Genomic DNA, 25,593 nt, shown 5'->3' with positions numbered 1-25,593 from the left:
ATTGGAGTTAAGCTTCAAAGCCGCCGTTTTTAGGTCCAGAATGATGATTATCATCGTCATTCTTATTGTTGTCGTTTGAACCTTCAGTTGCTTCTGTTACTGAGATGCTAACACCGCATACTTGACGATAAACAATCCCCATCACGTTGATAGAAAAAGGAATAACGAATAATAAACCAATGCCTGATGTCAAAATGCCAATCATAAAAAGAACACAAAATATAATTAATAGTTGGGTAAATTGAGCAATGTTTTTATGAACCAACTTAAATGAGAGTTTTAAAGCCATCACTGGTGATACTTTTTTCTCGGCAATCAAAGGATAAACCAAGCAGAAAGACATTTTTAAATACAGCAACACAATAACAGATAACACAAAACCAACACTGCCAAAGACTTGCCCTAAGAACATGCTAGCGCCATTGGTCATCAAATTGATGATCATCGCGGCTAACGATAATTTAAAGATGATATTAAAATAATTAAACAAGTGAAAAGATTTGGTTTTTAATCCCACTGAATGGTGAACTCCCATCATCAGCATACCGGTCATCAAAGGAGGCACGACAATTAATGCAAAAATAAAGAAAAGTATCATGGTTTTAGGATCATCAAGTGACGTTGCTTGATCAAGAAATACGCTAAGTAAAGCAAATGAAACCAACATGATAAATAGACAAGCGGTCAGTAGAGGGAAGAAATGTTTACGCGTAATTTTAAGGGCATCCAGCAACAACTTTTTCAGATCAAATCGATACCCTTCGGTCAGTGATTTTTTAATATCACCACCTAATACAAAATATTTTGAATTCATAACAGACTAACTTCCCTAAATTGAATAACAGCTGCTTAACAGCTGATCATTGTAGGGAGTTCTGTTAGCTTTTCAAGTACATTCAAAGCTAAACAAGATTAATTAAAACTCATTGCTTAACAAGTTTTTAAACACGCCTTCTTTACTATGCTTGGTGCTTAATGAGTTTTGATTTTAAAAAGTACTTAACGACAAAATCAAGATACGACACAGAGCTTACGAAGGAAAAAACTGAGCTATTTTATTATCATTTTTTAAGGTTTTTTTGTTTCAGTTCGAGCCTTCGTGGTTACCTTCGTGGTTACCTTCGTAGCTAACTCGCTTTTGATTTTAAAACAATTAACCACGAAGCCGCTTCGCTGCACAGAGAACACGAAGAAAGGCTTCAAAAAGGGATTTAAAAGTGCGGATCTACGTAAANAGGCTTCAAAAAGGGATTTAAAAGTGCGGATCTACGTAAAAGTTAAATTTTTACTTATTAACAAGTTATAGGTTTCATGGTTTGATTTATCCTTCTTAACTCTTCGTGCCTTCGTGGTTAATCAGCTTTTGATTTTAAAGCAATTAACCACGAAGCCGCTGCGCTGCACAGAGAACACGAAGAAAGGCTTCAAAAAGGGATTTAAAAGTGCGGATCTACGTAAAAGTTAAATTTTTACTTATTAACAAGTTATAGGTTTCATGGTTTGATTCATCCTTCTGCACTCTTCGTGCCTTAGTGGTTAACTCGCTTTTGATTTTAAAGCAATTAACCACGAAGCCGCTGCGCTGCACAGAGAGCACGAAGAAAAGATTAAAAATGAGGATCAAGCTAAAAAGTAAATTTTAATCACTTATTAACGGGTTAAAGGATTATGGTTTGATTCATCCTTCTGCACTCTTCGTGGTTAATCAGCCTTTGATTTTAAAGCAATTAACCTCGAAACCGTTCCGCTGCACAGAGAACTCGAAGAAAAGATTAAAAATGAGGATCAAGCTAAAAAATAAATTTTAATCACTTATTAAAGGGATAAAGGGTTTATGGTTTGATTCCATCTTCTCCAACCTTCGTGCCTTCGTGGTTAACTCGCTTTTGTTTTTAAAGCAATTAACCACGAAGCCGCTGCGCTGCACAGAGAACACGAAGAAAGGCTTCAAAAAGGGATTTAAAAGTGCGGATCTACGTAAAAGTTAAATTTTTACTTATTAACAAGTTATAGGTTTCATGGTTTGATTTATCCTTCTTAACTCTTCGTGCCTTCATGATTAATCAGCTTTTGATTTTAAAGCAATTAACCACGAAGCCGCTGCGCTGCACAGAGAGCACGAAGAAAAGATTAAAAATGAAGATCAAGCTAAAAAGTAAATTTTTACTTATTAACAAGTTATAGGTTTCATGGTTTGATTTATCCTTCTTAACTCTTCGTGCCTTCGTGGTTAATCAGCTTTTGATTTTAAAGCAATTAACCACGAAGCCGTTCCGCTGCACAGATAACACAAAGAAAAGATTAAAAATGAGGACCAAGCTAAAAAGTAAATTTTAATCACTTATTACAGGGTAAGGGAATCATCGTTTGATTCATCCTTCTCCACCCTTCGTGTCTTCGTGGTTAATTGCTTTTGAATTTGCACTTAAAAAACCAGATGGAACAATACAAACATTAACCTTTGATTGCTTATTAACGAGTTAAGAATGTTGACTCGCCCTTATCCACCCTTCAAAGCTTCAGGTTATTTAGCTTTTGGTCACTATAAAACCAGTGATTAATTTTATGCTAATAGGTTTTTAACCAATTCAGGCACTAATTGAGTCGCCTTACCTTCTAGTATGGTATCGAAATGGCTATGCTCATTACGCTCTAGGTTAACCTCAATAGAATCAGCTCCTGCACTTTTAGCTTCTTCAACAAATCCCGCTGCTGGATAAACAGTGCCGGAAGTACCAATCGCTATAAATAAATCAGCTTGCGCAAGATGATGATAAATAATATCTAGGCCTATGGGCATTTCGCCGAACCAAACAATATGAGGCCTTAAAGGTAACGGGTATTGACAACAGGTACAAAAATCATCACTGGTTAAATCCGTTTTCCAAGGAATGACTTGATTGGTTTTAGCACAACGTACTTTTAATAATTCACCATGCATATGAATAACGCTCTTTGAGCCTGCTTGTTCATGCAAATCATCTATATTTTGAGTGACAAGTAGAAACTCTCCTTCAAATTTTTGTTCCAATTCCGCTAACGCATAATGTGCAGCATTAGGTTTATTTTCTCCTAAACAAAAACTATGGCGTCGTTTATTATAAAAATCTAATACCAATTCAGGATCGCGTTGATAACCATCCAAAGTCGCGACATCTTCAAGTTTATATTTTTCCCACAAACCATCCTTTGCACGAAACGTTTCAATACCTGACTCAGCAGAAATGCCTGCTCCTGTTAACACTACTATTTTTTTATATTGACTCACTACTTTAAACCCCAATCAAAAACATAACCCCAACAGCATAAAGCTGAGCTCTATTTATTAATGCCTTATTCACGAAAACCCCAATGCAATCTTAATATTGACAATATGACTTTTGATAAACGAAATTAAAGTATCAAAAAAGTCATTGTTAATTGTAATGTTATATCAGAAAAAGTTTGTGGTTCAGTTCATATTCCAACCGAATTTGAGGCAAAAAAAAAGCCGCTAAGCGACTTTCTTTAAAAGGGAATAAATTATTTTTTAGGCTTATCTGAAAGACTCGTTTCTACTAACTCTTTCAATTTCTGACCCGCTTTAAAAGTAACAACTCGTCGGGCCTCTATAGGTATGTCCTCACCAGTTTTAGGATTACGACCTGGCCGTTCTCCTTTATCTTTTAGCTCAAATCCACCAAAGCCTGATATTTTAACTGGTGAACCAGCTTCAAGAGTTGATTTAATTTCTTCGAAAAAAGATTCTACAAACTCTTTAGCTTCTCGTTTGCTTAATCCGATTTCTTCCGATAAATGTGCCGCTATCTCAGCTTTTGTCAGTGCCATAAATTAATCTCTCAACGATGCATGAAATTCCGTAGAAACCGCTTCAACTATTGAATTAACACTATCAGCAATCTCCTGTTCTTCCAAAGTACGTGTCGCGTCTTGTAATATTAAGCCTATTGCTAAGCTTTTCTTACCGTCTTCAACACCCAATCCTTTGTATACGTCAAACAAGTTTATGCTAACTAGCTGAGATCCGCCAATTTTTTCTATAAATTTGAGGACCTTACCTGCATTTACTTGATCATCGACCACAAAAGCGAGATCTCGGTTGTTTGCAGGGAACTTAGAAATGTCTCCAGCTTGAGGTAATTGACGGGTTAAAATAGCATCAATTTCTATTTCAAATACAATTGCTTGGCCGTTTAAAGCAAAAGTTTTTTTCAAACTTGGGTGCAAAGTACCTATGTATCCGACTTTAATACCATTACGGTAAATAGTTGCAGATTGACCAGGATGTAAAGCACTGTGTTTCTCTGCTTTAAATTCAAAACTTGCATCATCAACAGCTAAATCCAGTACGGCTTCCAAATCTGCTTTAAGATCAAAGAAATCAGCAACACGCGTTTCAATCGCCCAGTGCTCGTCATTAACGTTACCAATGATCACACCTGAAAGCATTGCTTGTTGGCGAATACCATTTTCAGCTTGCTCATCTTTGATAAAACGTAAACCAGTTTCAAATAAACGCACACGATTTTGTTGACGCTTTTGGTTTTTAGACACGCTATCTAACAAACCGGTCCATAAACTAACGCGCATTGCCGACATATCTTTAGAGATAGGATGTGGCAAAATCAATGCATCCGCTTCAGGATGTAATTTAAGTTGCTTATCAGGGTCAACAAAACTGTAAGTGATCGCTTCTTGGTATTCACGGTTCACTAATACATCACGGATTTTAGATAATTTTAAACGTGATTCATTATGAGCAGGCATAGTTAATGCTGCTTGTGGTGCAATATTAGGAATATTATTGTAGCCGTATACACGTGCTACTTCTTCAATTAAATCTTCTTCAATTTCCATATCAAAACGGTAGCTCGGTGCAAGTGCAGACCAACCTTCAGCCGTTTCAGATACTACACAACCTAATTGCGTTAAGATTTGTAGAACACGTTCAGAATCAATTGAAATACCAATTAAACGATCTAACTTACTACGGCGTAACTCGATAGTAGCTTGTTTTGGTAGAGTCGCTTCGTTTACTGCTTCGGTAATTGGGCCAACTTGACCACCACAAATATCAACTAATAATTGTGTTGCTCGCTCCATTGCAGTTGCCTGAAGTAATGGATCAACACCACGTTCATAACGATGAGAAGCGTCTGTATGTAAACCGTAGCTACGCGCACGACCCGCAATCGCTAATGGTGCAAAGAAAGCACTTTCTAAGAAGATATCTGTTGAACCTTCCTGAACGCCAGAATCTTGACCGCCAAAAATACCGGCCATTGCTAGTGCTTTAGATTGATCTGCAATCACTAATGTATCTGCATTTAACTTAACTTCTTTACCATCTAATAAAGTTAACTTTTCATCTTGATTAGCAAGGCGAACTTCAATGCCTCCATCTAATTTAGATAGGTCAAAGGCATGCATTGGATGACCAAACTCAAGTAACACATATTGTGTAATATCAACTACAGCATCAACACTTCGCACACCACAACGGCGTAGTTTTTCAACCATCCATAAAGGAGTTGTGGCATTTTGGTTAATACCTTTGATCACTCGACCAAGGTAACGAGGACATGCTTCAGGTGCTTGCAGGTTAATAGCGACTTGGTCATCGATAGAAACAGCTACATTTTCCCACGTTGGTTGAGTTGCATGTATACTGTTTAATACTGCAACTTCACGGGCAAGACCTGCAATACCTAAACAATCAGCACGGTTAGCGGTTAAATCAACGTCAATAATCACATCATCAAGTTGTAAGTATTCACGAACACACTGACCGATAGGCGCGTCTAATGGCAATTCAATAATGCCCTCAGCGCTTTCTGCCATGCCTAATTCAGACTCGCTACACAACATGCCAAATGAAGGTTGACCGCGTAGTTTTGCTTTTTTAATTTTAAAGTCACCCGGTAAAACGGCACCTACAACAGCAACCGCTACTTTTAATCCTAGGCGACAGTTTTTAGCTCCACAAACAATATCAATTAACTCATCTGAGCCGATATTAATTTTGGTAACTTGTAATTTGTCTGCATCAGGGTGTTGGCCACATTCAACCACTTCACCCACGACTACTTTACTAAATTCACCTGCAACTGGCTCTACATCATCAACCTCAAGACCGGCCATAGTAATTTGATGCGTTAATTCATCACGTGTAATTTCTGGGTTAACCCACTCGCGTAACCAAGCTTCACTAAATTTCATTATTATTAACCCTTATTTGAATTGCTTGAGGAAACGAAGATCGTTTTCAAAGAATGAACGTAAATCATTTACGTCGTAACGCAGCATTGTTAAACGCTCAATACCCATACCAAAGGCAAAACCAGAATATTTCTCAGGGTCAACACCCATTGATTTTAATACTGTTGGGTGCACCATGCCGCAGCCTAATACTTCTAACCAACCATTTTTACCTTTCACATCTACTTCAGCAGAAGGTTCTGTAAATGGGAAGTAAGATGGACGGAAACGCACTTCTAAATCTTGCTCGAAGAAGTTATGTAGGAAGTCGTGTAAAATACCTTTAAGTTGCGTAAAGCTGACATTTTCAGCAATCATCAACCCTTCAACCTGATGGAACATTGGCGTATGTGTTTGGTCGTAATCATTACGGTAAACACGTCCCGGTGAAATAATACGTACCGGTGGCTCTTGGTTCTCCATGGTACGGATTTGTACACCCGATGTTTGTGTACGCAATACTAAGTCTGGATTAAAGTAAAAAGTATCGTGGTCAGCACGTGCAGGATGATGTGGTGGAATATTTAGGGCATCGAAATTGTGGTAACCGTCTTCAATTTCAGGACCGTCTTTCACTTCAAAACCTAATTCACTAAAGAACTCAACGATACGTTCAGTTGTACGCGTAACAGGGTGCACATTACCTTGTTTAGCACCACGGCCAGGTAAAGTCACATCAATGGTTTCAGAAGCTAATTTTTCATTTAAAATTGCTTCTTCCATCCCTTTTTTACGTTCAACTAATACTGCTTGAATCGCTTGTTTTGCTTTATTAATTAATTGACCTGCCGCTGGCTTTTCCGCAGGAGGTAATTTGCCTAAGCCTTTCATTTGCTCAGTCATTAGGCCTTTTTTGCCCAGATACTGTAAACGAATCTCTTCTAATTCATTAGTATCTGCGGCGCTTTCGATCTGTTGTTGCGCATTAGCAACGATTTCATCTAGATGCTGCATTTAATTTACTCTACTTTAATACAAGTGATAAAAAATATGGATGTAATTTTACGCAGATCAAATAGATATGGCTAGTGCTGAGGAGGATTTGCAGAGGATAAAACACTGGAAATGAGTATTTATTTCACTCAAAACCAGTGCAACATAAAAGCAGGATGAACTAAGCGTTACAACACAGTCCAAGTTTGTGTTAATAATAATTTACCTTGATCAAATATTTGTCCGGTAAATTTATCACCTTGATTCACTTTTCCGACACCTTTTGGTGTTCCCGTCATCAAAATATCGTTTGTTTCAAAAGACATAAATTCATTAACTGCTTGTACAATCTGTAACGGCTTATAAATCATTAATTCGTAATTCGCTTGTTGTATCACCTGATCATTAATCGACAAGACCAGACTCAGTGAATCGACTTGATGTTCAAAACTGACAAACTCTGAAAACACGGCTGACGCATCAAAAGCTTTAGATCTTTCCCAGGGTAAAGATTTGCTTTTAAGCACGCTTTGTACTTCTCGCTTGGTGAGATCTAACCCAATACCAACGCCTATAAACTGATTATTCTCAACAATAAAAGAAATTTCAGCCTCATAATGAATTGCGTCAACGGCATGTGTTTTTATATCAGCAGCGATAGCAGAGTTAGGTTTAACAAAAATAACCGGCTCAGTAGGCACTTCATTATTCAATTCCGCAATATGCTCAACATAATTACGGCCAATACAAACCACTTTCGAAGGAGTAATTGGTTTTCCATTTAATAATACTGATTGCATGGGTGATCCTTATATATAAAAACTAATTTCTTCGTTCAACTAAGCGTTGCTAATCTAAATATTGATAAGTTAATTATTGCTAAACTAAGTATTCTCAAACTAGGCATTCTCAAACCAAGCGTTACCAAACTGAGCATGACCAATTGAATTAGGTTTAACTACAAATAGGTTATCTTTTCGCACCTTTAAATAGTGTGAAGTAGTTTTCAGTAGTGACTTTAGCAAGCTCTTCAAATGTCACCCCTTTTAATTCAGCAACAAATTGCGCAACGTCGTAGGTGTAAGCTGGTTCATTTTCTTCCCCTCGATGTGGAACTGGTGCTAGATAAGGAGAATCCGTTTCTACCAATAAACGTTCCAAGGGTACCGCTTTGATTACTGCCTGCAATTCTTTTGCATTCTTAAAGGTCACAATGCCCGAAACAGAAATATAAAAACCCATTTCCATCGCGGCCTCTGCCATTTCGATTGATTCAGTAAAACAATGTAGAACGCCACCTACTTGCTCAGCGCCTTCTTCGCGAAGAATATCTAAGGTTTCTTGTCGGGCACCACGAGTATGAATAATTAAAGGTTTATTGAGTTGTTTAGCCACTCTAATTTGTTTACGAAATGCATCGATTTGCCATTCTTTTGTTTCAGGAGAATAGAAAAAATCTAAACCAGTTTCCCCTACTGCAACCACATTCTCTGCACTTGCATATTCTAGCAATAAGGCTTCATCCATCACTGCTTCTTCGTATAACGGATGCACACCACAGGTGCTTGAAACTTGTTTAAAAGGTGCAATCATTGCAGCCATTGCGGGGTAATCCTGTAACGTCACGCAAACACTCAATAAATGAGTAATGCCTTTTACCTGTGCTTTTTCAATAACCTCAGCAATATCGGTATGTTTTTCTCCATATTTTAATCGATCAAGATGACAATGAGAGTCTACTAACATACAGTAATTTCCTTAAATTCATTTTTAATTTTTATTAATAACGCATTAATCAATAATTCTTTTTTAAGCGCCGAATGCCCCGTTAATAGGCTGCGTGTTTTTAATATTTCGTCGCTTAATAAGCGTAAACTTTTTAACGACAATTGAGTTTGCCAAATTTGCAATTGCGGTAAAGCAAAGTAATAAATAGCATCAGGGTCAAGCTGATTACCGTTCAATTTTAATTTATGCAGATCGTGTAACAAATGAAATAATAATAATAGATTTTGCTCAACGTCCTTCGCTAATAATTGTGCAAAGGAAAATAAATTAATAGGCTCATATAAAAGAGAAAATAGCCCTTCAATACATTGCCGACGAGTATCAAGAGATGCATCTTCCTGCAACGCTTTCAAATGGTTGAGCAAGGCTAATGGACTATTTTGAAACCAGCGCAATACGCCAACATCACTAACTTGAAAACCAAATTGATATAACCAATCAATTAAGGTTTGATCATCGGGACTGTGTAAATGTGTTTGTTGCAGACGGCTTAATAAGGTCGGCATCAATTGATGATGTGTTCGTGTTAATAAAATTAAATAACTATCACCTTGCGGCTCTTCAAGAGTTTTCAACAATGCATTAGCAGCCGCTTCGGTTAATTGGTCGGCACCTTTAATTAACACCACTTTGTTATTACCAAGTTGTGGACGCTCATTCAATTTATCTGTTAATAAGCGAATTTGATCAATACCGATTGATTTATTTTTTTCAGCTTCCAATAGATTAAAATCAAGATGATTATTAGCACTAAAGAGCTGGCAGGAGTGACATTCAAAGCAGGCGTCATCATGTTGTTTATTACTGCACAATAAATACTGGGCTAATTGTCGCGCTAATTTATATTTACCAATACCACTACTGCCAGTAAATAACAGACCGTGCGCAAAACGCCCTTGACGATAGGCATCCTGTAAATGCGCATAGAAAGGGGTTAACCAAGGCGTATTCACATTTTCAAAAATATTACTTTCCGGCATTATTATAAACTCGCTAACCATGCGTCAAGCTGTCGATTAATATCAATTTCAACCTGCGCAAATGTTTGACTTGCATCGATACATACCGCATTTCTTTCTTCGTTAACCAGTTGCTGAAAAACAGCACGAGAACGATTAAAGAAATCAATGGCTAAACGCTCAATACGATCTAATTCACCTCGGCCACGGGCTCTTGCGAGTCCCAACTCAGGTTCAATATCTAAAAATAGAGTGAAGTCCGCTTTAAAATCACCTAACGCAACCTGCTTAATATCATTGATCAGGTTTGTATTGATACCACGTCCACCGCCTTGATAGGCAAGTGAAGACCAATTATGGCGATCACCAATCACCACATGACCAGCCGTTAAAGCGGGTTTTATTTTATGCTCAACCAGTTGTACTCGTGCCGCGTACATGATCAGTAATTCCGCTTTATCAGCTAATTGTTCGTCTGCTACATCCATTTTGACTATATCACGCATTTTTTCAGCTAATACAGTTCCACCAGGTTCTCGCGTAAAAGCGAGTTGTTGTTCAGCAAGCCCCTTTGATAATAACCACTTTTTAATGTATTGAATGGCCGTCGTTTTACCTGCTCCTTCTAAGCCTTCAATAACAATAAATTTACCCGCTAATTTTTCTAATACAGACATGCTACTTTCCTCGGATATATTTATTAACGGCATTATTATGCTCTCTCAAATTTTTAGAAAAATAAGAGGTCCCGTCGCCTTTGCTGACAAAATATAAGTAACGCGTTTTCGCAGGATGTAAAGCTGCATACATTGCTTCTTCACTCGGCATTGCAATTGGCGTCGGTGGCAAACCGTTAATGGTATAAGTATTGTAAGCTGTTTTTTCCTGCAAATCTTTCTTACGGATACGCCCGTCGTAGCGTTCTCCCATGCCATAGATAACCGTCGGATCGGTTTGTAAACGCATACCAATGCGTAAACGGTTAACAAACACTGATGCTATTTTATCTCTATCGTTTGCAAGCCCACTCTCTTTTTCAATAATAGAGGCCATGATCAGCGCTTCATACGGTGTTTTATAGGGTAAATTTTTGTCTCTTTCTGGCCATAATTTTTCTAATACCATTTGTTGATGCAAATAGGCTTTTTTAACAATGCTAAAAGCGCTCATATCAGCGGTGTAATGATAGGTCTCTGGGAATAATAACCCCTCTAGCTTTGTTGCTTTACTATCTAATTTAGTTAACAACGTTTGCTCAGATTCTTGTAATGGTTGAATATGTTGCGCATTTTGCAATATCACTAACCAGTCTTTATAGGTACTGCCTTCAACAAATGTTAATTTAAATTGAAACTCACGTCCGGTGGTTAAAATGGTTAAGATTTCTGCTAATGATGCACCTTTAGGTAACTCATAGGTGCCTGATTTTATTTTAGTTAACTCTGGCTTCAATTTAGAAACAACTTTCCACCATCGATCAGAATCTAATAAATTTTGTTCAATTAGCTGCGGCGCAAGATGCGTAAAATAACGCCCTTCGGATAAGGTAAATAACTGTGTTTGTTGTACTCTTGGTACATGTAAATATTTATCTATCTGTTGCTGCGCCCATAAAACAGCAATGCTCAGACAAATACCGATAAATATTAAAGCTAAGATAATTTTTTTGACCATTAGTAACCACTTCCTTGCTTAAGCTTAATTTGTAAATCAGTTACCTGCTGCAACTGTTGTTGAGAATATGTTATATCTTGATATTGCTTCACTGGCACAATCCCCATTAACGCATTAGTTAATAGCATACAAGACGCTTGTTTAACTTGTTCGACGGTCAATTCAGCTTCAATAACTTCAATATCAGTATGTTGCATAATACGCTGACGCATCACTCCAGCCACACCACAATAATCTAATTTAGGCGTCAACCACTGCCCATTTAGATGAATAAAAAGATTCGCACTGCAAGCTTCAATAACATGCCCAAATTCATCACACACTAAACCTTCCACTGCATTTAATGAGGTTAGTTCTTGTTTAATCAAGACTTGCTCTAATCTCGCTAATGATTTTAACCCAGCTAATTGTTTATTTCGCCCCAATTGACTTTGGCATTGCACAATATCAATTCCCTGTGTTTGCCATTCAAAATAATGTACTGGGAATGGTGATAAGCTAATGATGCGCATCGGTTGCTCACAACCTTCGGCACTATACCCCCGGCCACCACTACCGCGAGTTAAGATGACTTTTAACACATAATTTGCTTCAGCTTTAACCGTCGTTGCATAGTTAAAAACCTCGCTTTGAAGTTGTAGCCAATCGATAGTAGGAAAAAATAAACGCGAAGCACCTAGCTGTAAACGTTGCAAATGCAGTTGCCAATCAACCACCTTGCCATATTCGACCTTTATGGTGGAAAACAAACCATCCCCATAACCTAAACCACGATCACTTGCATCGATTGAGTTATGTTCTTCACCGTTAATAAACATCAGCTTACTGCCACCTATTTGAAGTTAATTGCTAATACAGAGTTAAACAAGGCTAATTATAAAGCACTTGTGCTCAAAAGAAGTCACTTGAAATAAGCGGCTTTAGCGATGCAAAATTTGTTCATAAAAAAGCTTGGTAAAATTTAGACATAAAAAAACCCGAGTCAATATCGGGTTTTCATTTTATAGGTAATGCGTAAAACTAGATACGTTTAAAGATTAACGTACCATTTGTTCCACCAAATCCAAATGAATTCGATAGTGCATACTCTATATTCGAAGGACGCGCTTTACCATCAGTTACATAATCTAAATCACAACCTTCGCTTGGATTTTTAAGATTGATAGTAGGTGGAGCCACTTGATCTTTAATTGCAAGTACACTGAAAATAGCTTCGATTGCACCAGCAGCACCTAATAAATGGCCAGTCATGGATTTAGTAGAGCTCATCATTACTGATTTTGCATCTTCTCCCCATATACCTTTAACAGCTTGTGTTTCAGCAATATCACCTGCAGGTGTCGAAGTACCATGTGCATTGATATATTGAATATGTGCAGCAGTAATGCCCGCATCTTTAATCGCATTTTTCATTGCTAATGCAGCGCCCGCACCACTTTCTGGCGGTGACGTCATGTGGTAAGCATCACCACTCATACCAAAACCAACAAACTCAGCATAAATTTTTGCACCGCGTGCTTTTGCGTGTTCGTATTCTTCAATCACTAATACACCAGCACCATCACCTAATACAAAACCGTCACGAGACTCATCCCACGGGCGACTTGCAGTTTCTGGCGAGTCATTGCGTGTCGATAATGCACGTGCAGCACCAAAACCACCCATGCCCATTTCAGTCGATGCTTTTTCAGCGCCGCCTACAATCATTACATCAGCATCACCGTATTGGATCATGCGCGCACCTAAACCGATACTATGCGTACCCGTTGTGCAAGCCGTTGTAACTGCAATGTTTGGACCTTTCAGACCATTATTAATAGAAACATGACCTGAAATCATGTTAATAATGGTCGCTGGAACAAAAAATGGGCTAATTTTACGAGGGCCACTTTTTGCAAAATTATCTTTATTTTGTTCAATGATGCCAAGGCCACCAATACCAGAACCGATAGCAACACCAATGCGTTCAGAGTTATCATCGTTAACGATTAAACCTGAATCTTTGAGTGCTTGATCAGCAGCTGCTACACCGTATTGGATAAACAGGTCCATCTTACGTGCTTCTTTCTTTGGCATGTATTCTTCAACATTAAAGTCTCGAATTAAACCAGCGAATTTAGTAGAAAACTTCTCTGTATCAAAGTGATCAATATTTGAGATCCCACTTTGACCTGCTTGAATAGCCTGCCACGATTGCTCTACTGTATTACCTACTGGCGATATCATACCTAAACCGGTTACTACAACTCGACGCTTTGACACTAGACTCTCCTAAATGAGGCTTTAAAAACAATAACTAAAAACTTTAAATAAAATGCTTAGGTATTGCTAAAGAAAATAATTGGATTCAAGACTATAAAAAACAAAAGGCGGTCAGAAGACCGCCTTTAGAAATTAACTACACTTTAAAGTGAAGAATTAACCGTTGTTAACAACGTAATCAATAGCAGATTGAACAGTCGTGATTTTCTCTGCTTCGTCATCTGGGATCTCTGTATCGAATTCTTCTTCAAGAGCCATTACAAGCTCAACTGTGTCTAGTGAATCAGCACCAAGATCGTCAACGAAAGAAGCTTCGTTTTTAACTTCGTCAAGTTGAACACCTAATTGTTCAACGATGATGTTTTTTACGCGTTCTTCGATATTGCTCATTTTTTATCTTCCTTTGTAATTACGCTTTTGCGTTAAGTTGCGGTAGTTTATTCTATCGCGTTTAATATTCAAGTATTCTATCACTGGTTAGACCAGTATTTTACGACTTTAATCAATAAATTATAGAATATCTATCTTTTTCAGGTTAATTTGATAACTCAACAAGTCAAAAATTAGACCATGTACATGCCGCCATTAACGTGAATTGTTTCACCATTAATGTAAGCTGCACCTTCAGAGGCTAAAAATACAACAGTTGCTGCAATCTCTTTTGGATCACCTAAACGACCAGCAGGTACGTTTGCTAAAGTATTTGCACGTTGCTCTTCGTTTAATGCTTTAGTCATATCTGTTTCAATGAAACCAGGTGCTACTGTATTAACAGTAATACCACGGCTTGCAACTTCACGAGCTAATGATTTAGTAAAGCCAATTACGCCCGCTTTCGCTGCTGCATAGTTTGCTTGACCAGCATTACCCATCGTACCTACTACTGAACCTATATTAATAATGCGACCAGCACGCTTTTTCATCATAGGACGAAGTGCCGCTTTACTCAATTTAAAGATAGGCGTTAAGTTAGTACCAATAATGTCATCCCACTCTGCATCTTTCATACGCATCAATAGGTTGTCACGAGTGATACCTGCATTATTCACTAACACATCAACAGTACCAAACTCTTTCTTAATGTCAGCAAATAATGCTTCAATAGACTCATTTTCTGTGACGTTTAAGACAAAACCTTTACCCGCATCACCTAAATATTCACTAATTGCAGCTGCGCCACTTTCACTAGTAGCCGTCCCTAATACGGTTGCACCTAGTGCAACAAAGCTTTCGGCAATAGCACGACCGATACCGCGACTTGCGCCAGTGACTAAAACAACTTGATCTTGCATACTCATTATTATTCTCCTTTAACTGCAGCTAATGCAGCGTCTAAACTTGCTGAATCATTGATAGCTTGTGCAGCGACACCTTTTTCAATACGACGAACTAAACCACTTAATACTTTGCCTGGGCCTGCTTCAACTTGTAAATTAATACCTTGAGCAGCCATTTTCACCACGATATCAGTCCAACGTACTGGACAATATAGTTGACGAACTAACGCATCTTTGATTTTGTCAGCTTCTGTTTCAATCGCAACATCAACATTATTAATCACTGAAATTTTCGGTGTATTAAATGTAATAGCACGTAGTGCAACGGCTAATTCATCGGCCGCAGGTTTCATTAATGCACAGTGAGATGGCACAGAGACAGGTAATGGTAATGCGCGTTTTGCACCTGCTTCTTTACACAATATACCGGCACGCTCTACTGCATCTTTATTACCAGCGATAACAACTTGTCCAGGTGAATTAAAGTTAACAGGAGAAACAACTTCACCTTGCGCAGCTTGCTCACATGCAGCTTTTATTTCTGCATCACCTAAACCGATGATCGCATACATTGCGCCAACACCAGCAGGGACAGCCTGTTGCATTAATTGACCACGTAGCTCAACTAATTTAAGCGCATCATTAAAGTCAATAACACCTGCACACACTAATGCAGAATATTCACCTAAGCTATGCCCAGCAATTATTGTTGGCAACGCACCGCCAACTTCAGCCCATACACGCCAAATTGCTACAGATGCAGCCAGTAATGCTGGTTGTGTTTTATCTGTTTGATTTAATAATTCAGCAGGACCTTCTTGGGTTAATGCCCACAGGTCGTAACCTAACGTTGCACTTGCTTCTTTAAACGTATCAGCAACAACAGGATAGGTTGCAGCTAAATCAGCCAACATGCCCACACTTTGTGAACCTTGACCAGGAAAGGCGAATGTAAAGTTTGTCATCTTTATTCCTAAATTTTGTATTAACAATTTTTAAAATGAAACTTGAAAGTCAATGGTTTTAGTAACTAGTGAGGCTAATTACATAACAACCAATGCACTACCCCAAGTAAAACCACCACCAAATGCTTCTAATAACACTAATTGGCCCGGTTTAATTTTGCCACTTCTTACCCCTTCATCCAAAGCAAGTGGTACAGATGCTGCAGAAGTATTGCCTTGTTTATCAAGTGCTAAAATAACTTGATCCATAGACATCTCTAATTTTTTTGCCGTTGCTGCGATAATACGTAGGTTCGCTTGATGCGGTACTAACCAATCTAATTTATCTTTTGCAATATTGTTAGCGGCTAAAGTATCAACAACCACTTGGCTTAGTTTTTTAACTGCTACTTTAAAGACTTCATTACCTGACATCGTTAAATATGAGTTACTTAATAATGCATCTTTGTCACGGCCAACATTTGGTAATTTGAGTAAATCACCAAAACGTCCATCGGCATTGATATGAGTCGATAAAATACCTGGTTCTTCTGTTGCTGTTAGCACGGCTGCGCCAGCACCATCACCAAATAGAATAATAGTACTACGATCTTCTGGATCACAGGTACTCGCCAGTGTATCTGCACCAATCACGAGTACATTTTTAGCTCCACCCGCTTTAATGAAATTATCTGCAACGCTTAAAGCATAAGTAAACCCAGCACAGGCAGCTGCCACATCAAAGGCAGGAATATCATAGATACCTAATAAATTTTGCACTTCACAAGCTGCAGAAGGGAAAGCATTGTGGTTACTTGTAGTTGCCACAATAATTAAATCTAAATCCGACGCACTCATACCAGCGGCTTCCAAAGCTAGATCACTAGCTTTTTTGCCCATGAAAGCGATTGTTTCTTGCTCATTAGCAATGCGACGTTCTTTAATGCCAGTACGTACTGTGATCCATTCATCACTGGTATCAACCATTTTTTCTAAATCCTGGTTGGTGCGCACTGCTGTTGGTAAATAACTACCCGTACCTATAATTTTGCTATTCATGTGATAAACAATCTCGCTCTGCTAGGACAGATTCCAACCTTGCGCTAATACAAGCAGGTATCTGCCATTGAATTTCTTTAATGGCTTGTTCTATTGCATAGAAAGATGCACTTTCATTTGCACTTCCATGACTTTTCACAACAATACCACGTAATCCGATTAAACTTGCCCCATTATACAGATCTGGATGCAAATTTTTTAATTGGTTTTTTATTATTGGATTCAATACCTTACCCAATAAACGGCTATACCAAGTTGTATTTATCGCTTGCTGTAATCGTTCAAAAAAAACACGTCCCATGCCTTCATAACTTTTCAGTGCGATATTGCCACTGAACCCATCCGTCACAACGACATCTGCACGTCCGTCGAATAGTTCATTGGCTTCGATATAACCGATATAATTAATAAACTCAGTAGCAGACAACATCTCTGCACATTGTTTAATCGTATCATTACCTTTATTGCTTTCGCGTCCAACATTTAGTAATGAAACCGATGGAGCACTTAATTGCTCAACTTGTTCACAAAGCACGCTGCCCATCAATGCAAAATTAAACAGAGTATCACACCCACATTGCAAATTTGCACCTAAATCCATTAAGTAACTGTGACCACCACGATTATTTGGTAGTGCAGAGACTAAAGCGGGTCTTGAAATACCCTCTAATGTTTTTAAGGTATGCTTAGCTAGTAACATTAATGCGCCAGTATTACCTGCGCTGACACAAGCATCTGCTTCCCCTTTAGCCACTAATTGTAACGCAACGAGCATTGAAGATTGAGATCGATGACGTAAAACAGAAACAGGATCATCTTCCATTGATATGGTTTCTGGTGCGTGTACAAACTTTATTCTATTGTGATTAAGTAGCTGATATTTTTTTAATAGGGGAGTTATTTGTTGGGCATCACCAACGATAGTAATGAACAAATTTGGGTGTAACTGTAGGGATTTGGAACTTGCCGATAAAGAAATATGGGGGCCAAAATCACCCCCCATGGCATCAAGCGCAATGGTAAATTTACGCAAAGTAATAACTTACTTTTCGATTACTTTTTTGCCTTTGTAGAAGCCGTCAGCAGTAACGTGATGACGACGGTGAGTTTCACCAGAAGTGCTATCAACAGTTAAAGTAGGTGCACTTAGTGCATCATGTGAACGACGCATACCGCGTTTTGAAGGAGTCTTACGACTTTTTTGTACTGCCATTTTAAAAATTCCTGCTAGTTACTTGAGCTTTAGCTTCGCTAGAGCATCAAATGGGTTAGGACGTTCTTGCTCTTCCTCAATTTCGCCAAAGCTACTTTCGTAGTTGCCATATTTACATTCTGCTATTGCATGTTTTGCAATTTGCGGAAGTGTTAATAACAGCTCATCTTCAACTATTTGATGAAGGTTTACCTCCCCATTTTCATCGTAATAAATGGGTTCATAAACGTCTGGTAAATTATTTTCCTGTTCTTTATTAAGAACGGGACAATACGTAAATTCAGCTTCACACTGATAAGTCATAGGCTCATTGCACCGTTGACAAGTGAGTTCTACTGCGACACTTGCTTTACCTTTGAATATTCTCAGCTTTTGCTGGTCCACATCAAACGAAAAAGCAGTATCGATATCAGAGTGAATACTGTTTGTTGACTCTCCTAATCTGCTTAATAAAGACTTATCGAGGCTAGCAACTAGCTCCAGTCTATTATTAGCAGCGCGAACAGAATCAACGCTAATCGGTAGTTTAACCTTTTGCATGGTCGCGAATAATATAGATAGAGTTCAATATAGTCAAAGAAAAAGCGTTATTTTTCTTAAGTTTTTATTCAGCTATCGCTTTATTCTTTCACAGTCCTTAAAATAAACTCATTTTTCCACTTAAGTAAGGTTTATTATGCCACAGAAGCTAGTATTAGCATCGACTTCACCGTTTAGAAAAGAGCTATTAACAAAGCTACATCTAGACTTTTCAACAGCTAACCCACACGTAAACGAAGAGGAATTACCTGGAGAAACGGCAATCCAATTAGTAGAAAGATTGGCGATAGCAAAGGCTCAAGCAGTTGCTAGCGAATTTCCGGACGCTTTAATCATAGGTTCAGATCAAGTGTGTTTAAACGACGGTAAAATCTTAGGTAAACCCGGTAACTTTGAAAATGCATTTAAACAATTAAAAGCGGCCAGTGGTCAACACGTTACTTTTTATACTGGATTAGCGGTAGTTAATAGCAAAACGGGACAAGTACACTCTTTAGTTGAACCTTTCGACGTCTATTTTCGTGATTTATCAGATGCAATGATCACTAATTACCTTAACAAAGAGCAACCTTATAATTGTGCAGGAAGTTTCAAAAGTGAAGGTTTTGGTATTAGCTTATTTAGTCGATTTGATGGGAAAGATCCAAATAGTTTAATTGGACTTCCACTTATCTCTTTGATTGAGTTATTAGAAAAAGAAGGGTTTTCCGTGCTTTAAGCAAGATGTTGGCACTTACTACTGCATTAGCTAGTCGCAAAGTACCTTAGCAAAGTTGCGTAGCAGAGTTCGTAGTAACAGCACAGTAAAATGTACCTCAGCAATATTCTAATAACGTCGGGCAGGATCAGGTTAATAGGCCAACTCCTGCCCCTAATAATAGATGATCTACATAATGTATAATTCACTTCCTATCACAGTAGTCGCCGACCAGAAATTTTCTAGTGCACTAAGCCCTTTGATAAAAAAATTAGAAATGTGGATAAACTTTCAAGCTTTAAAGGCAAATTGGTATAAAGATGAAAGGATTATTTTGTCCATTAATTTTATGCTAGTAAAGACAATAGAAGAAAAACAGCTGACAACAGAACATTGGGTGATCGATACTGGCATTGCTTATCAACACCAAGGTAATAACCTAAATACGCAAGCCTTGATTGCCATTGCAGACTTAGTAAAAATAAATGAAGGTATTGAACAAGCAATAAAAAATCGACTAATACAGGTTGCAAATGCCATTGCCAAACAGCATCAACTAAAACCATTAGCTTAGTATTGAAACAGTGTGATAGTTACCCAGCTTAGAAATGTTATAAACTTTACGTAGGATTTACATAGCAGTATAAGATAGAGAAATGTTGCAAATGATAATGTCTTTGTCAAAATGCTGTTTAATTGCTCAACCTAAAAAGCTTCCTCATTAAAAGTATTAAATAATGCTACTAAATAAATATGTTACCTACTCATTACTTATCTTGATATGGATCCCTGCATTGATGTTAGATTCTACATTGATACAAGGTACTAACTTTGATAATAAGCTGTTTACATCAATCATAATTATGAGTTTATGGGCTTTTCTTTTTATTAAAGTCAATACATCACTAAAAAAACTAATGATCATCATGGTGCCTTTATCATGGCTTGGCGAGCTGATCTGTTGTCTATGGCTTGATATGTATAATTATAGGAATGATGGCATTCCCCTATACGTGCCCTTTGGTCATGCTGTAATTTATATCACCGGTTTATTAATCAGTAACGTAAAATTAATCCAGAAAAATGAACACAAAATTAAAATGGTCTTAGTGCCCTTTTTCATTCTATTATTTTTGACCGTATCGATAGTGCTCACCGACACCCTAAGCGCCTGTTTAGCGCTATTGTTTTTTTATCTGCTGCAGCGCAAAAACTACGCTATTTTATATCTAATAATGAGTCTATTGGTCTTATATCTAGAAATTATCGGTACGCAGCTTGGCACCTGGTATTGGCATTCGAACTGGTGGTTATTCACAACCATTAATCCACCTGTAGGGGCTATCGTTATTTATATTGCTGGTGATATGTTATTAAAAAAGCTAACCACCTTGCGCGGTAATAAAATGTCAAAAACAGCCACAAAAGCAGAGTGATAGTTGATACAAAGTAAAAATAGGCTTTTTAACATTTATCTGTCAATCAACGAAATGGAGAAATGGGAGGGATATTTAGACGAATGGTCGCTACAAACACTAATTCATTGTTTATAATTCACTTGAATTTCCAAATATCAATTAGCAAAATGAACCAGTAAGAATGAGTCAGTAAAAATTAAACTCTAGACCAACCAGTTCGACTTTTAAGGAAGCAAAATGACATTATCACAAACACCAGTAAAATCTCTGTCTCTTTATCATTACGATGCTTGCCCATATTGTGCAATGACACGTAAAGCGATACAAAAATTAGAGTTGAATATAGAGCACAGAAATATCCAACAGCAAACTCAACATCGTAATGATTTAATTCAAGGTGGCGGTAAAAAACAAGTACCATGTTTACGCATCGAGCATGCTAGCGGTGAAACACAATGGTTATATGAATCCAATGACATCATTAATTTTATATCGCAATAATGACTGTTGTCATCGCTCGTTCAAGTATGCGCAATAAAATAATTGCTTAACAATATATCAGCGTATTTATTCAGCCATCTTCCAAGTTAATCATTTAGTTTGGAAGTTGACTTAACTAAATACATATTTTTATCTGCTTTATGGATCAGAGAGTCAGGAGAACAAAAATTAGTGGGTCCGGTCTGAGCATAACCAATGCTCATGGTTAGTTTATCCAAATTTTCGTGTACTTCATTAGCTAGACGTAACCCAAAGGTTTGCTCTACTTGTTGTTCAACACAATTAGGGAAAATAATGCAAAATTCATCTCCACCGTATCTAAATGCTTGATCCTCTACACGCGTCATTTTTTTTATGGCTTTTGCCACTGCAAGTAAAATTTCATTACCTTTTTGATGCCCTTGCGCATCATTAATCTTTTTAAAATCATTAATATCAATGTACACCAAGGTCACTGGTTGTGAATGTCGCTCCGCTATTTGTAATGTACTAGTGAGAATACCATTCAAGTCCCGAACATTGAGTAAACCAGTTAAAGGATCTTTCCTTGCTTGCTCTTTCAAGTCTTTAACAACCTCTTCACGTTTAGCTTCGTATACGTAAACCATTGCCCAAATTGCAGCAAGCGTAAACCCAACATTCCCCATAACAATCCAGTGAGCTTCGGTATTACTCGCCCACACTAATTGCCCTAGCGCTGCTAAGCCACCAGAAATGCTAACAAAGGTGATCACTGTTCCTGCTTTTAGCCCTAACAGTAGATAAGAGAGGATGGGAAAAATAAACAGCCATGAAAATAACCCGGCCTTAAAATTAGTGATCATAATTCCATATATGACCAGGAAGTAAAAAGTACATAAATAGACAAAAGACCATCTCTGTAAATATTGTGTTGTCTTACTAATAACTAATATCCAACTCCAAAAGCTCGCAATAATCGCTTCCATAATGGAAAAAAGATGAAACCCGGCGAGCCAATTAGTCACAGCAAAAAAACTTGCTGCAAAAATGGTTACAACGAGTAAAACCCGCAGTGTAGTGCGACGATATCCATATTCTTCAGTTTCTATCATTAATTTTCCATTCTTGGATTCAACTTAAAAGTGTCAGTCCATTTTGATCACTTATAAGTATGACTTATTATTTTAAGTATAACGGTCATTTTTACTGCTGCAGTCTACTTTTATGCTAATGAGAGGTCATGCACTGCCTACTTGTTCATCTTCATCTATATTAATGAGATGCATCACATTTTATTAGTGCCAATTAGAAAAAAGAAATGAGCATTAATTATGTGGATCTAGATAATTGATGCTCGTTACCATTGAAGAAATAAAATCTGCAAGACATGAAGCGACCAGATTCTGGCTATAAATATAAACAGCCATAAGTGTTTATCCCACAGATAGAAGTTGCTCATGTAATTTGGACACTTGATCGCGTAACTGTGCTGCCTTCTCAAACTCTAATGCTTTAGCAAAAGCGAACATTTCTTTCTCAAGTTTGGCAATCTCTTTTAAGATATCTTGCTCTGTACGCAGTGGTTTCTTAGATTGATATAAAACCCCATTCTCAGCTACGTTAAGCGGTGTAATATTACTTCTAGGTTGCGGTTTTTGCCCTAATTGCATTACATCAGTTACTTCTTTTGACAAACCTTTAGGTTCAATACCATTGGCTTTATTAAAATCATCCTGCAATATTCGTCTATCTTCTGTGACTTTAATGGCTTTACGCATAGAATCAGTAATTCTATCCGCATATAAAATAGCTCGCCCCTCTAAATTACGTGCAGCCCTACCCATAGTTTGAATTAACGAACGCTCCGAACGTAAAAACCCTTCTTTATCCGCATCTAAAATAGCCACTAAAGAAACTTCAGGAATATCCAAACCTTCCCGCAATAAGTTGATACCAATTAAAACGTCGAATATGCCTAAACGTAAATCGCGTATGATCTCAACTCGCTCCACCGTATCAACATCTGAATGTAAATAACGCACTTTAATGCCATGTTCATTCAGGTATTCAGTTAAGTCCTCTGCCATACGTTTTGTTAAGGTGGTGACTAATACACGCTCACTTTTTGCAACGCGAATATTAATTTCAGATAACAGGTCATCTACCTGTGTAGTTACCGGACGGACTTCGATGATTGGATCTAATAATCCCGTGGGGCGTATCACCTGTCTAATAATATCTCCCTGTGATTTATTAATCTCATAATCACTTGGAGTCGCCGACACATAAATAGTTTGTGGTGCTAACTTTTCAAACTCTTCAAACATTAATGGACGGTTATCTAACGCAGAAGGTAAACGAAAACCATAATTGACCAAATTTTCTTTACGTGACCGATCACCTTTATACATAGCACCAATTTGTGGAACCGTAACGTGGCTTTCATCAATTATCAATAACCCATCATTAGGTAGGTAATCAAACAAAGTAGGTGGAGCTTCCCCTACTCCACGGCTGGATAAATAACGAGAATAATTCTCAATACCCGAACAATAACCGAGTTCATTCATCATTTCTAAATCATATAAAGTACGTTGCGAAATCCGTTGCTCTTCAATGAGTTTATTTTCAGCTAAAAACGTTTTCTTTCTATCCTGTAACTCTTCTTTAATACCATCTATCGCCTTTAGGATTTGCTCTTTGGGTGTTACATAGTGTGTTTTAGGGAAGATAGTGGTACGTGAGAGTTTTTCTATTTGCTGACCCGTCAATGGGTCGAAAATGCTAATCGCTTCTACTTCGTCATCAAATAATTCCACACGAATAGCTTCTTTTTCAGAGTCCGCAGGGAAAATATCAACGACTTCACCACGGACACGAAAGGTGCCTCGGCTTAACTCTGTTTCATTGCGTGTATATTGAATATCGACTAAACGTTGTAAAATATCTCTGCTAGAAATCATTTCACCGACACTAATATGCAACATCATTTTAAGATACAATTGTGGGTCACCCAAACCGTAAATAGCAGAAACGGAAGCTACTAAGACAACATCATCACGCTCTAATAAGGCTTTTGTTGCCGATAAACGCATCTGTTCAATATGAGCATTAACAGCGGCATCTTTTTCTATGAAGGAGTCTGAACTTGGGACATAAGCTTCTGGCTGGTAGTAATCGTAATATGAAACAAAATATTCAACAGCGTTGTTTGGAAAGAAAGCTTTCATCTCACCGTACAATTGTGCGGCAAGCGTTTTATTAGGCGCTAAAATAAGAGTTGGTTTATTTAATTGAGCAATGGTGTTTGCCAAGGTAAAGGTTTTGCCTGAGCCAGTCACCCCTAATAAGGTTTGATATGCCAATCCTGACTCAATGCCATCAACTAACTTAGCAATCGCCTGTGGTTGATCTCCTGCGGGAGAGAATGGACAGACTAACTCGAATGCTTTACTCATAAATCCTCGTTATTGATTTTAATTCAAAAGTTAATCTTATCATTATACCGATCACCACTAAAATGAACATTTTTAGCTATCGATAAAAAACATAAATATCAGTAACACCTGAAAATAGGGGTTACGATTAAATTATTCGACAAACATAATATTTACAAGGCTAAAAATAACAATAAATGACCTTATTTGGCATTTTAAGTCATTGCTAATTTTTCAAAAGTTCAATATTCATGCGAAACAAAAGCACTCTTTATAATAAACACAACGCTGATCGCCTGTTTAATAAACAGGCAATATAAATTCTGTAATCCGTATTTTTGTCAATTAAAATAAATGTCTTTTTTAACAAATAATGCACAGAAAATGATTGACAAGGCATAAATCAAAAGCGAGTTTACAGGTAAGGGACAAAACCTTAAAAAAACCACTTGACGATTATAACCAATTGAAAAATATAGGGTTAATTTCATGCTCAAAAATACTTCGATTTAATCAAACCCAAGGTATAGCAAGGCTTTCAGCACGATCTTCATTAACTTCCCACAGACTTATCCACAGAAAAAGTGGATAACCATCGCTAGCCTAGAGTTTATCAGTGTTACAGAAAGATTAAGATAATATGACAGAGATCTCATTAGTAAATAATTTAGG

25 protein-coding genes are annotated in these 25,593 nt (G+C 37.6%); 4 read left to right on the top strand and 21 right to left on the bottom strand.

What is annotated here, in order from left to right; genetic code table 11:
* Window positions 1-7: 7 nt before the first annotated feature.
* The 19 genes from GQR44_RS16595 to yceD all read right to left on the bottom strand — a co-directional run bounded on the left by GQR44_RS16595 (window position 8) and on the right by yceD (window position 18,907).
* Window positions 8-814 (bottom strand): hypothetical protein, encoded by an 807-nt coding sequence (locus GQR44_RS16595; RefSeq protein WP_166372810.1) that lies wholly within the window; start codon window positions 812-814, stop codon window positions 8-10.
* Between the two features lie 1,749 nt (window positions 815-2,563).
* Window positions 2,564-3,268: a Sir2 family NAD+-dependent deacetylase gene (cobB, locus tag GQR44_RS16590; protein ID WP_346774369.1), complete on the bottom strand. Its 705-nt coding sequence runs from the start codon at window positions 3,266-3,268 to the stop codon at window positions 2,564-2,566.
* Between the two features lie 254 nt (window positions 3,269-3,522).
* The gene (locus tag GQR44_RS16585; protein WP_028870016.1) at window positions 3,523-3,828 is read right to left on the bottom strand and encodes an integration host factor subunit alpha; all 306 of its coding nucleotides are present in this window, start codon (window positions 3,826-3,828) and stop codon (window positions 3,523-3,525) included.
* A gap of 3 nt (window positions 3,829-3,831) precedes the next feature.
* Entirely contained in the window at window positions 3,832-6,219 is a 2,388-nt protein-coding gene (gene pheT, locus GQR44_RS16580; RefSeq protein WP_166372808.1) for a phenylalanine--tRNA ligase subunit beta, read from the bottom strand.
* 12 nt (window positions 6,220-6,231) lie between these two features.
* Window positions 6,232-7,212, bottom strand: coding sequence for a phenylalanine--tRNA ligase subunit alpha (pheS, locus tag GQR44_RS16575; protein ID WP_166372807.1), 981 nt, complete (start codon window positions 7,210-7,212; stop codon window positions 6,232-6,234).
* Between the two features lie 167 nt (window positions 7,213-7,379).
* On the bottom strand, window positions 7,380-7,991 hold the full coding sequence (locus tag GQR44_RS16570; protein WP_166372806.1) for a fumarylacetoacetate hydrolase family protein: 612 nt from the start codon (window positions 7,989-7,991) through the stop codon (window positions 7,380-7,382).
* Window positions 7,992-8,160: 169 nt separating this feature from the next.
* On the bottom strand, window positions 8,161-8,937 hold the full coding sequence (locus GQR44_RS16565; protein WP_166372805.1) for a TatD family hydrolase: 777 nt from the start codon (window positions 8,935-8,937) through the stop codon (window positions 8,161-8,163).
* Window positions 8,931-9,959 (bottom strand): DNA polymerase III subunit delta', encoded by a 1,029-nt coding sequence (gene holB / locus GQR44_RS16560; RefSeq protein ID WP_166372804.1) that lies wholly within the window; start codon window positions 9,957-9,959, stop codon window positions 8,931-8,933. The genes GQR44_RS16565 and holB overlap by 7 nt, the downstream gene beginning before the upstream one ends.
* A 2-nt stretch (window positions 9,960-9,961) precedes the next feature.
* Complete coding sequence (tmk, locus tag GQR44_RS16555) at window positions 9,962-10,615, bottom strand: dTMP kinase (protein ID WP_166372803.1); 654 nt, start codon at window positions 10,613-10,615, stop codon at window positions 9,962-9,964.
* 1 nt (window position 10,616) lies between these two features.
* Window positions 10,617-11,612, bottom strand: coding sequence for an endolytic transglycosylase MltG (gene mltG, locus GQR44_RS16550; RefSeq protein ID WP_166372802.1), 996 nt, complete (start codon window positions 11,610-11,612; stop codon window positions 10,617-10,619).
* Window positions 11,612-12,430, bottom strand: coding sequence for an aminodeoxychorismate lyase (gene pabC, locus GQR44_RS16545; RefSeq protein ID WP_166372801.1), 819 nt, complete (start codon window positions 12,428-12,430; stop codon window positions 11,612-11,614). Before pabC ends, mltG begins: the two co-directional genes overlap by 1 nt.
* Before the next feature lie 202 nt (window positions 12,431-12,632).
* Window positions 12,633-13,874 (bottom strand): beta-ketoacyl-ACP synthase II, encoded by a 1,242-nt coding sequence (fabF, locus tag GQR44_RS16540; RefSeq protein WP_166372800.1) that lies wholly within the window; start codon window positions 13,872-13,874, stop codon window positions 12,633-12,635.
* A 156-nt stretch (window positions 13,875-14,030) separates the two neighbouring features.
* The gene (acpP, locus tag GQR44_RS16535) at window positions 14,031-14,264 is read right to left on the bottom strand and encodes an acyl carrier protein (protein ID WP_025562459.1); all 234 of its coding nucleotides are present in this window, start codon (window positions 14,262-14,264) and stop codon (window positions 14,031-14,033) included.
* Between the two features lie 173 nt (window positions 14,265-14,437).
* Window positions 14,438-15,172: a 3-oxoacyl-ACP reductase FabG gene (fabG, locus tag GQR44_RS16530; RefSeq protein WP_166372799.1), complete on the bottom strand. Its 735-nt coding sequence runs from the start codon at window positions 15,170-15,172 to the stop codon at window positions 14,438-14,440.
* Window positions 15,173-15,174: 2 nt separating this feature from the next.
* The gene (gene fabD / locus GQR44_RS16525) at window positions 15,175-16,116 is read right to left on the bottom strand and encodes an ACP S-malonyltransferase (RefSeq protein ID WP_166372798.1); all 942 of its coding nucleotides are present in this window, start codon (window positions 16,114-16,116) and stop codon (window positions 15,175-15,177) included.
* A 78-nt stretch (window positions 16,117-16,194) separates the two neighbouring features.
* Window positions 16,195-17,154, bottom strand: a complete 960-nt coding sequence (locus GQR44_RS16520; RefSeq protein WP_166372797.1) for a beta-ketoacyl-ACP synthase III — start codon at window positions 17,152-17,154, stop codon at window positions 16,195-16,197.
* Window positions 17,147-18,187, bottom strand: a complete 1,041-nt coding sequence (gene plsX / locus GQR44_RS16515) for a phosphate acyltransferase PlsX (RefSeq protein ID WP_166372796.1) — start codon at window positions 18,185-18,187, stop codon at window positions 17,147-17,149. The genes GQR44_RS16520 and plsX overlap by 8 nt, the downstream gene beginning before the upstream one ends.
* Window positions 18,188-18,196: 9 nt before the next feature.
* A complete protein-coding gene (rpmF, locus tag GQR44_RS16510; protein WP_025562454.1) occupies window positions 18,197-18,367 on the bottom strand; it encodes a 50S ribosomal protein L32 in 171 nt (56 codons plus the stop codon).
* A gap of 18 nt (window positions 18,368-18,385) precedes the next feature.
* Window positions 18,386-18,907 (bottom strand): 23S rRNA accumulation protein YceD, encoded by a 522-nt coding sequence (yceD, locus tag GQR44_RS16505; RefSeq protein ID WP_028870002.1) that lies wholly within the window; start codon window positions 18,905-18,907, stop codon window positions 18,386-18,388.
* A 136-nt stretch (window positions 18,908-19,043) separates the two neighbouring features.
* Here yceD and GQR44_RS16500 point away from each other — a divergent pair, with 136 nt between their 5' ends.
* The 4 genes from GQR44_RS16500 to GQR44_RS16485 all read left to right on the top strand — a co-directional run bounded on the left by GQR44_RS16500 (window position 19,044) and on the right by GQR44_RS16485 (window position 21,523).
* A complete protein-coding gene (locus GQR44_RS16500; RefSeq protein ID WP_166372795.1) occupies window positions 19,044-19,625 on the top strand; it encodes a Maf family protein in 582 nt (193 codons plus the stop codon).
* A 313-nt stretch (window positions 19,626-19,938) separates the two neighbouring features.
* Window positions 19,939-20,178 (top strand): hypothetical protein, encoded by a 240-nt coding sequence (locus tag GQR44_RS19900; RefSeq protein ID WP_240923705.1) that lies wholly within the window; start codon window positions 19,939-19,941, stop codon window positions 20,176-20,178.
* Between the two features lie 163 nt (window positions 20,179-20,341).
* A complete protein-coding gene (locus GQR44_RS16490) occupies window positions 20,342-21,040 on the top strand; it encodes a hypothetical protein (protein ID WP_166372793.1) in 699 nt (232 codons plus the stop codon).
* A gap of 219 nt (window positions 21,041-21,259) precedes the next feature.
* A complete protein-coding gene (locus GQR44_RS16485) occupies window positions 21,260-21,523 on the top strand; it encodes a glutaredoxin domain-containing protein (RefSeq protein ID WP_166372792.1) in 264 nt (87 codons plus the stop codon).
* 86 nt (window positions 21,524-21,609) lie between these two features.
* On the opposite strand, the gene GQR44_RS16480 is transcribed toward GQR44_RS16485, so the two are convergent.
* Window positions 21,610-22,596, bottom strand: coding sequence for a GGDEF domain-containing protein (locus GQR44_RS16480; protein WP_166372791.1), 987 nt, complete (start codon window positions 22,594-22,596; stop codon window positions 21,610-21,612).
* A gap of 321 nt (window positions 22,597-22,917) precedes the next feature.
* Window positions 22,918-24,942 carry an excinuclease ABC subunit UvrB gene (gene uvrB, locus GQR44_RS16475; RefSeq protein ID WP_166372790.1) on the bottom strand — a complete coding sequence of 675 codons (2,025 nt, stop codon included), beginning with the start codon at window positions 24,940-24,942 and terminating at the stop codon, window positions 22,918-22,920.
* Window positions 24,943-25,593 lie beyond the last annotated feature (651 nt).

It is taken from the genome of Psychromonas sp. SA13A, assembly GCF_011378715.1.
GTDB lineage: Bacteria > Pseudomonadota > Gammaproteobacteria > Enterobacterales > Psychromonadaceae > Psychromonas.
The sequence above is the reverse complement of the archived record's forward strand: the minus strand, read 5'-3'. Positions and strand labels throughout refer to the sequence as shown.

Excerpts from the sequence above, each read along its gene's own strand:
- pheS (WP_166372807.1), bottom strand. The coding sequence starts at position 7,212 with ATGCAGCATCTAGATGAAATCGTTGCTAATGCGCAACAACAGATCGAA.
- GQR44_RS16585 (WP_028870016.1), bottom strand. The coding sequence starts at position 3,828 with ATGGCACTGACAAAAGCTGAGATAGCGGCACATTTATCGGAAGAAATC.
- holB (WP_166372804.1), bottom strand. The coding sequence starts at position 9,959 with ATGCCGGAAAGTAATATTTTTGAAAATGTGAATACGCCTTGGTTAACC.
- mltG (WP_166372802.1), bottom strand. The coding sequence starts at position 11,612 with ATGGTCAAAAAAATTATCTTAGCTTTAATATTTATCGGTATTTGTCTG.
- yceD (WP_028870002.1), bottom strand. The coding sequence starts at position 18,907 with ATGCAAAAGGTTAAACTACCGATTAGCGTTGATTCTGTTCGCGCTGCT.
- GQR44_RS16565 (WP_166372805.1), bottom strand. The coding sequence starts at position 8,937 with ATGTTAGTAGACTCTCATTGTCATCTTGATCGATTAAAATATGGAGAA.
- acpP (WP_025562459.1), bottom strand. The coding sequence starts at position 14,264 with ATGAGCAATATCGAAGAACGCGTAAAAAACATCATCGTTGAACAATTA.
- tmk (WP_166372803.1), bottom strand. The coding sequence starts at position 10,615 with ATGTCTGTATTAGAAAAATTAGCGGGTAAATTTATTGTTATTGAAGGC.
- rpmF (WP_025562454.1), bottom strand. The coding sequence starts at position 18,367 with ATGGCAGTACAAAAAAGTCGTAAGACTCCTTCAAAACGCGGTATGCGT.
- fabG (WP_166372799.1), bottom strand. The coding sequence starts at position 15,172 with ATGAGTATGCAAGATCAAGTTGTTTTAGTCACTGGCGCAAGTCGCGGT.
- GQR44_RS16480 (WP_166372791.1), bottom strand. The coding sequence starts at position 22,596 with ATGATAGAAACTGAAGAATATGGATATCGTCGCACTACACTGCGGGTT.
- pabC (WP_166372801.1), bottom strand. The coding sequence starts at position 12,430 with ATGTTTATTAACGGTGAAGAACATAACTCAATCGATGCAAGTGATCGT.
- GQR44_RS16485 (WP_166372792.1), top strand. The coding sequence starts at position 21,260 with ATGACATTATCACAAACACCAGTAAAATCTCTGTCTCTTTATCATTAC.
- fabD (WP_166372798.1), bottom strand. The coding sequence starts at position 16,116 with ATGACAAACTTTACATTCGCCTTTCCTGGTCAAGGTTCACAAAGTGTG.
- GQR44_RS16490 (WP_166372793.1), top strand. The coding sequence starts at position 20,342 with ATGCTACTAAATAAATATGTTACCTACTCATTACTTATCTTGATATGG.
- uvrB (WP_166372790.1), bottom strand. The coding sequence starts at position 24,942 with ATGAGTAAAGCATTCGAGTTAGTCTGTCCATTCTCTCCCGCAGGAGAT.
- GQR44_RS16595 (WP_166372810.1), bottom strand. The coding sequence starts at position 814 with ATGAATTCAAAATATTTTGTATTAGGTGGTGATATTAAAAAATCACTG.
- GQR44_RS16570 (WP_166372806.1), bottom strand. The coding sequence starts at position 7,991 with ATGCAATCAGTATTATTAAATGGAAAACCAATTACTCCTTCGAAAGTG.
- GQR44_RS16500 (WP_166372795.1), top strand. The coding sequence starts at position 19,044 with ATGCCACAGAAGCTAGTATTAGCATCGACTTCACCGTTTAGAAAAGAG.
- GQR44_RS16520 (WP_166372797.1), bottom strand. The coding sequence starts at position 17,154 with ATGAATAGCAAAATTATAGGTACGGGTAGTTATTTACCAACAGCAGTG.
- pheT (WP_166372808.1), bottom strand. The coding sequence starts at position 6,219 with ATGAAATTTAGTGAAGCTTGGTTACGCGAGTGGGTTAACCCAGAAATT.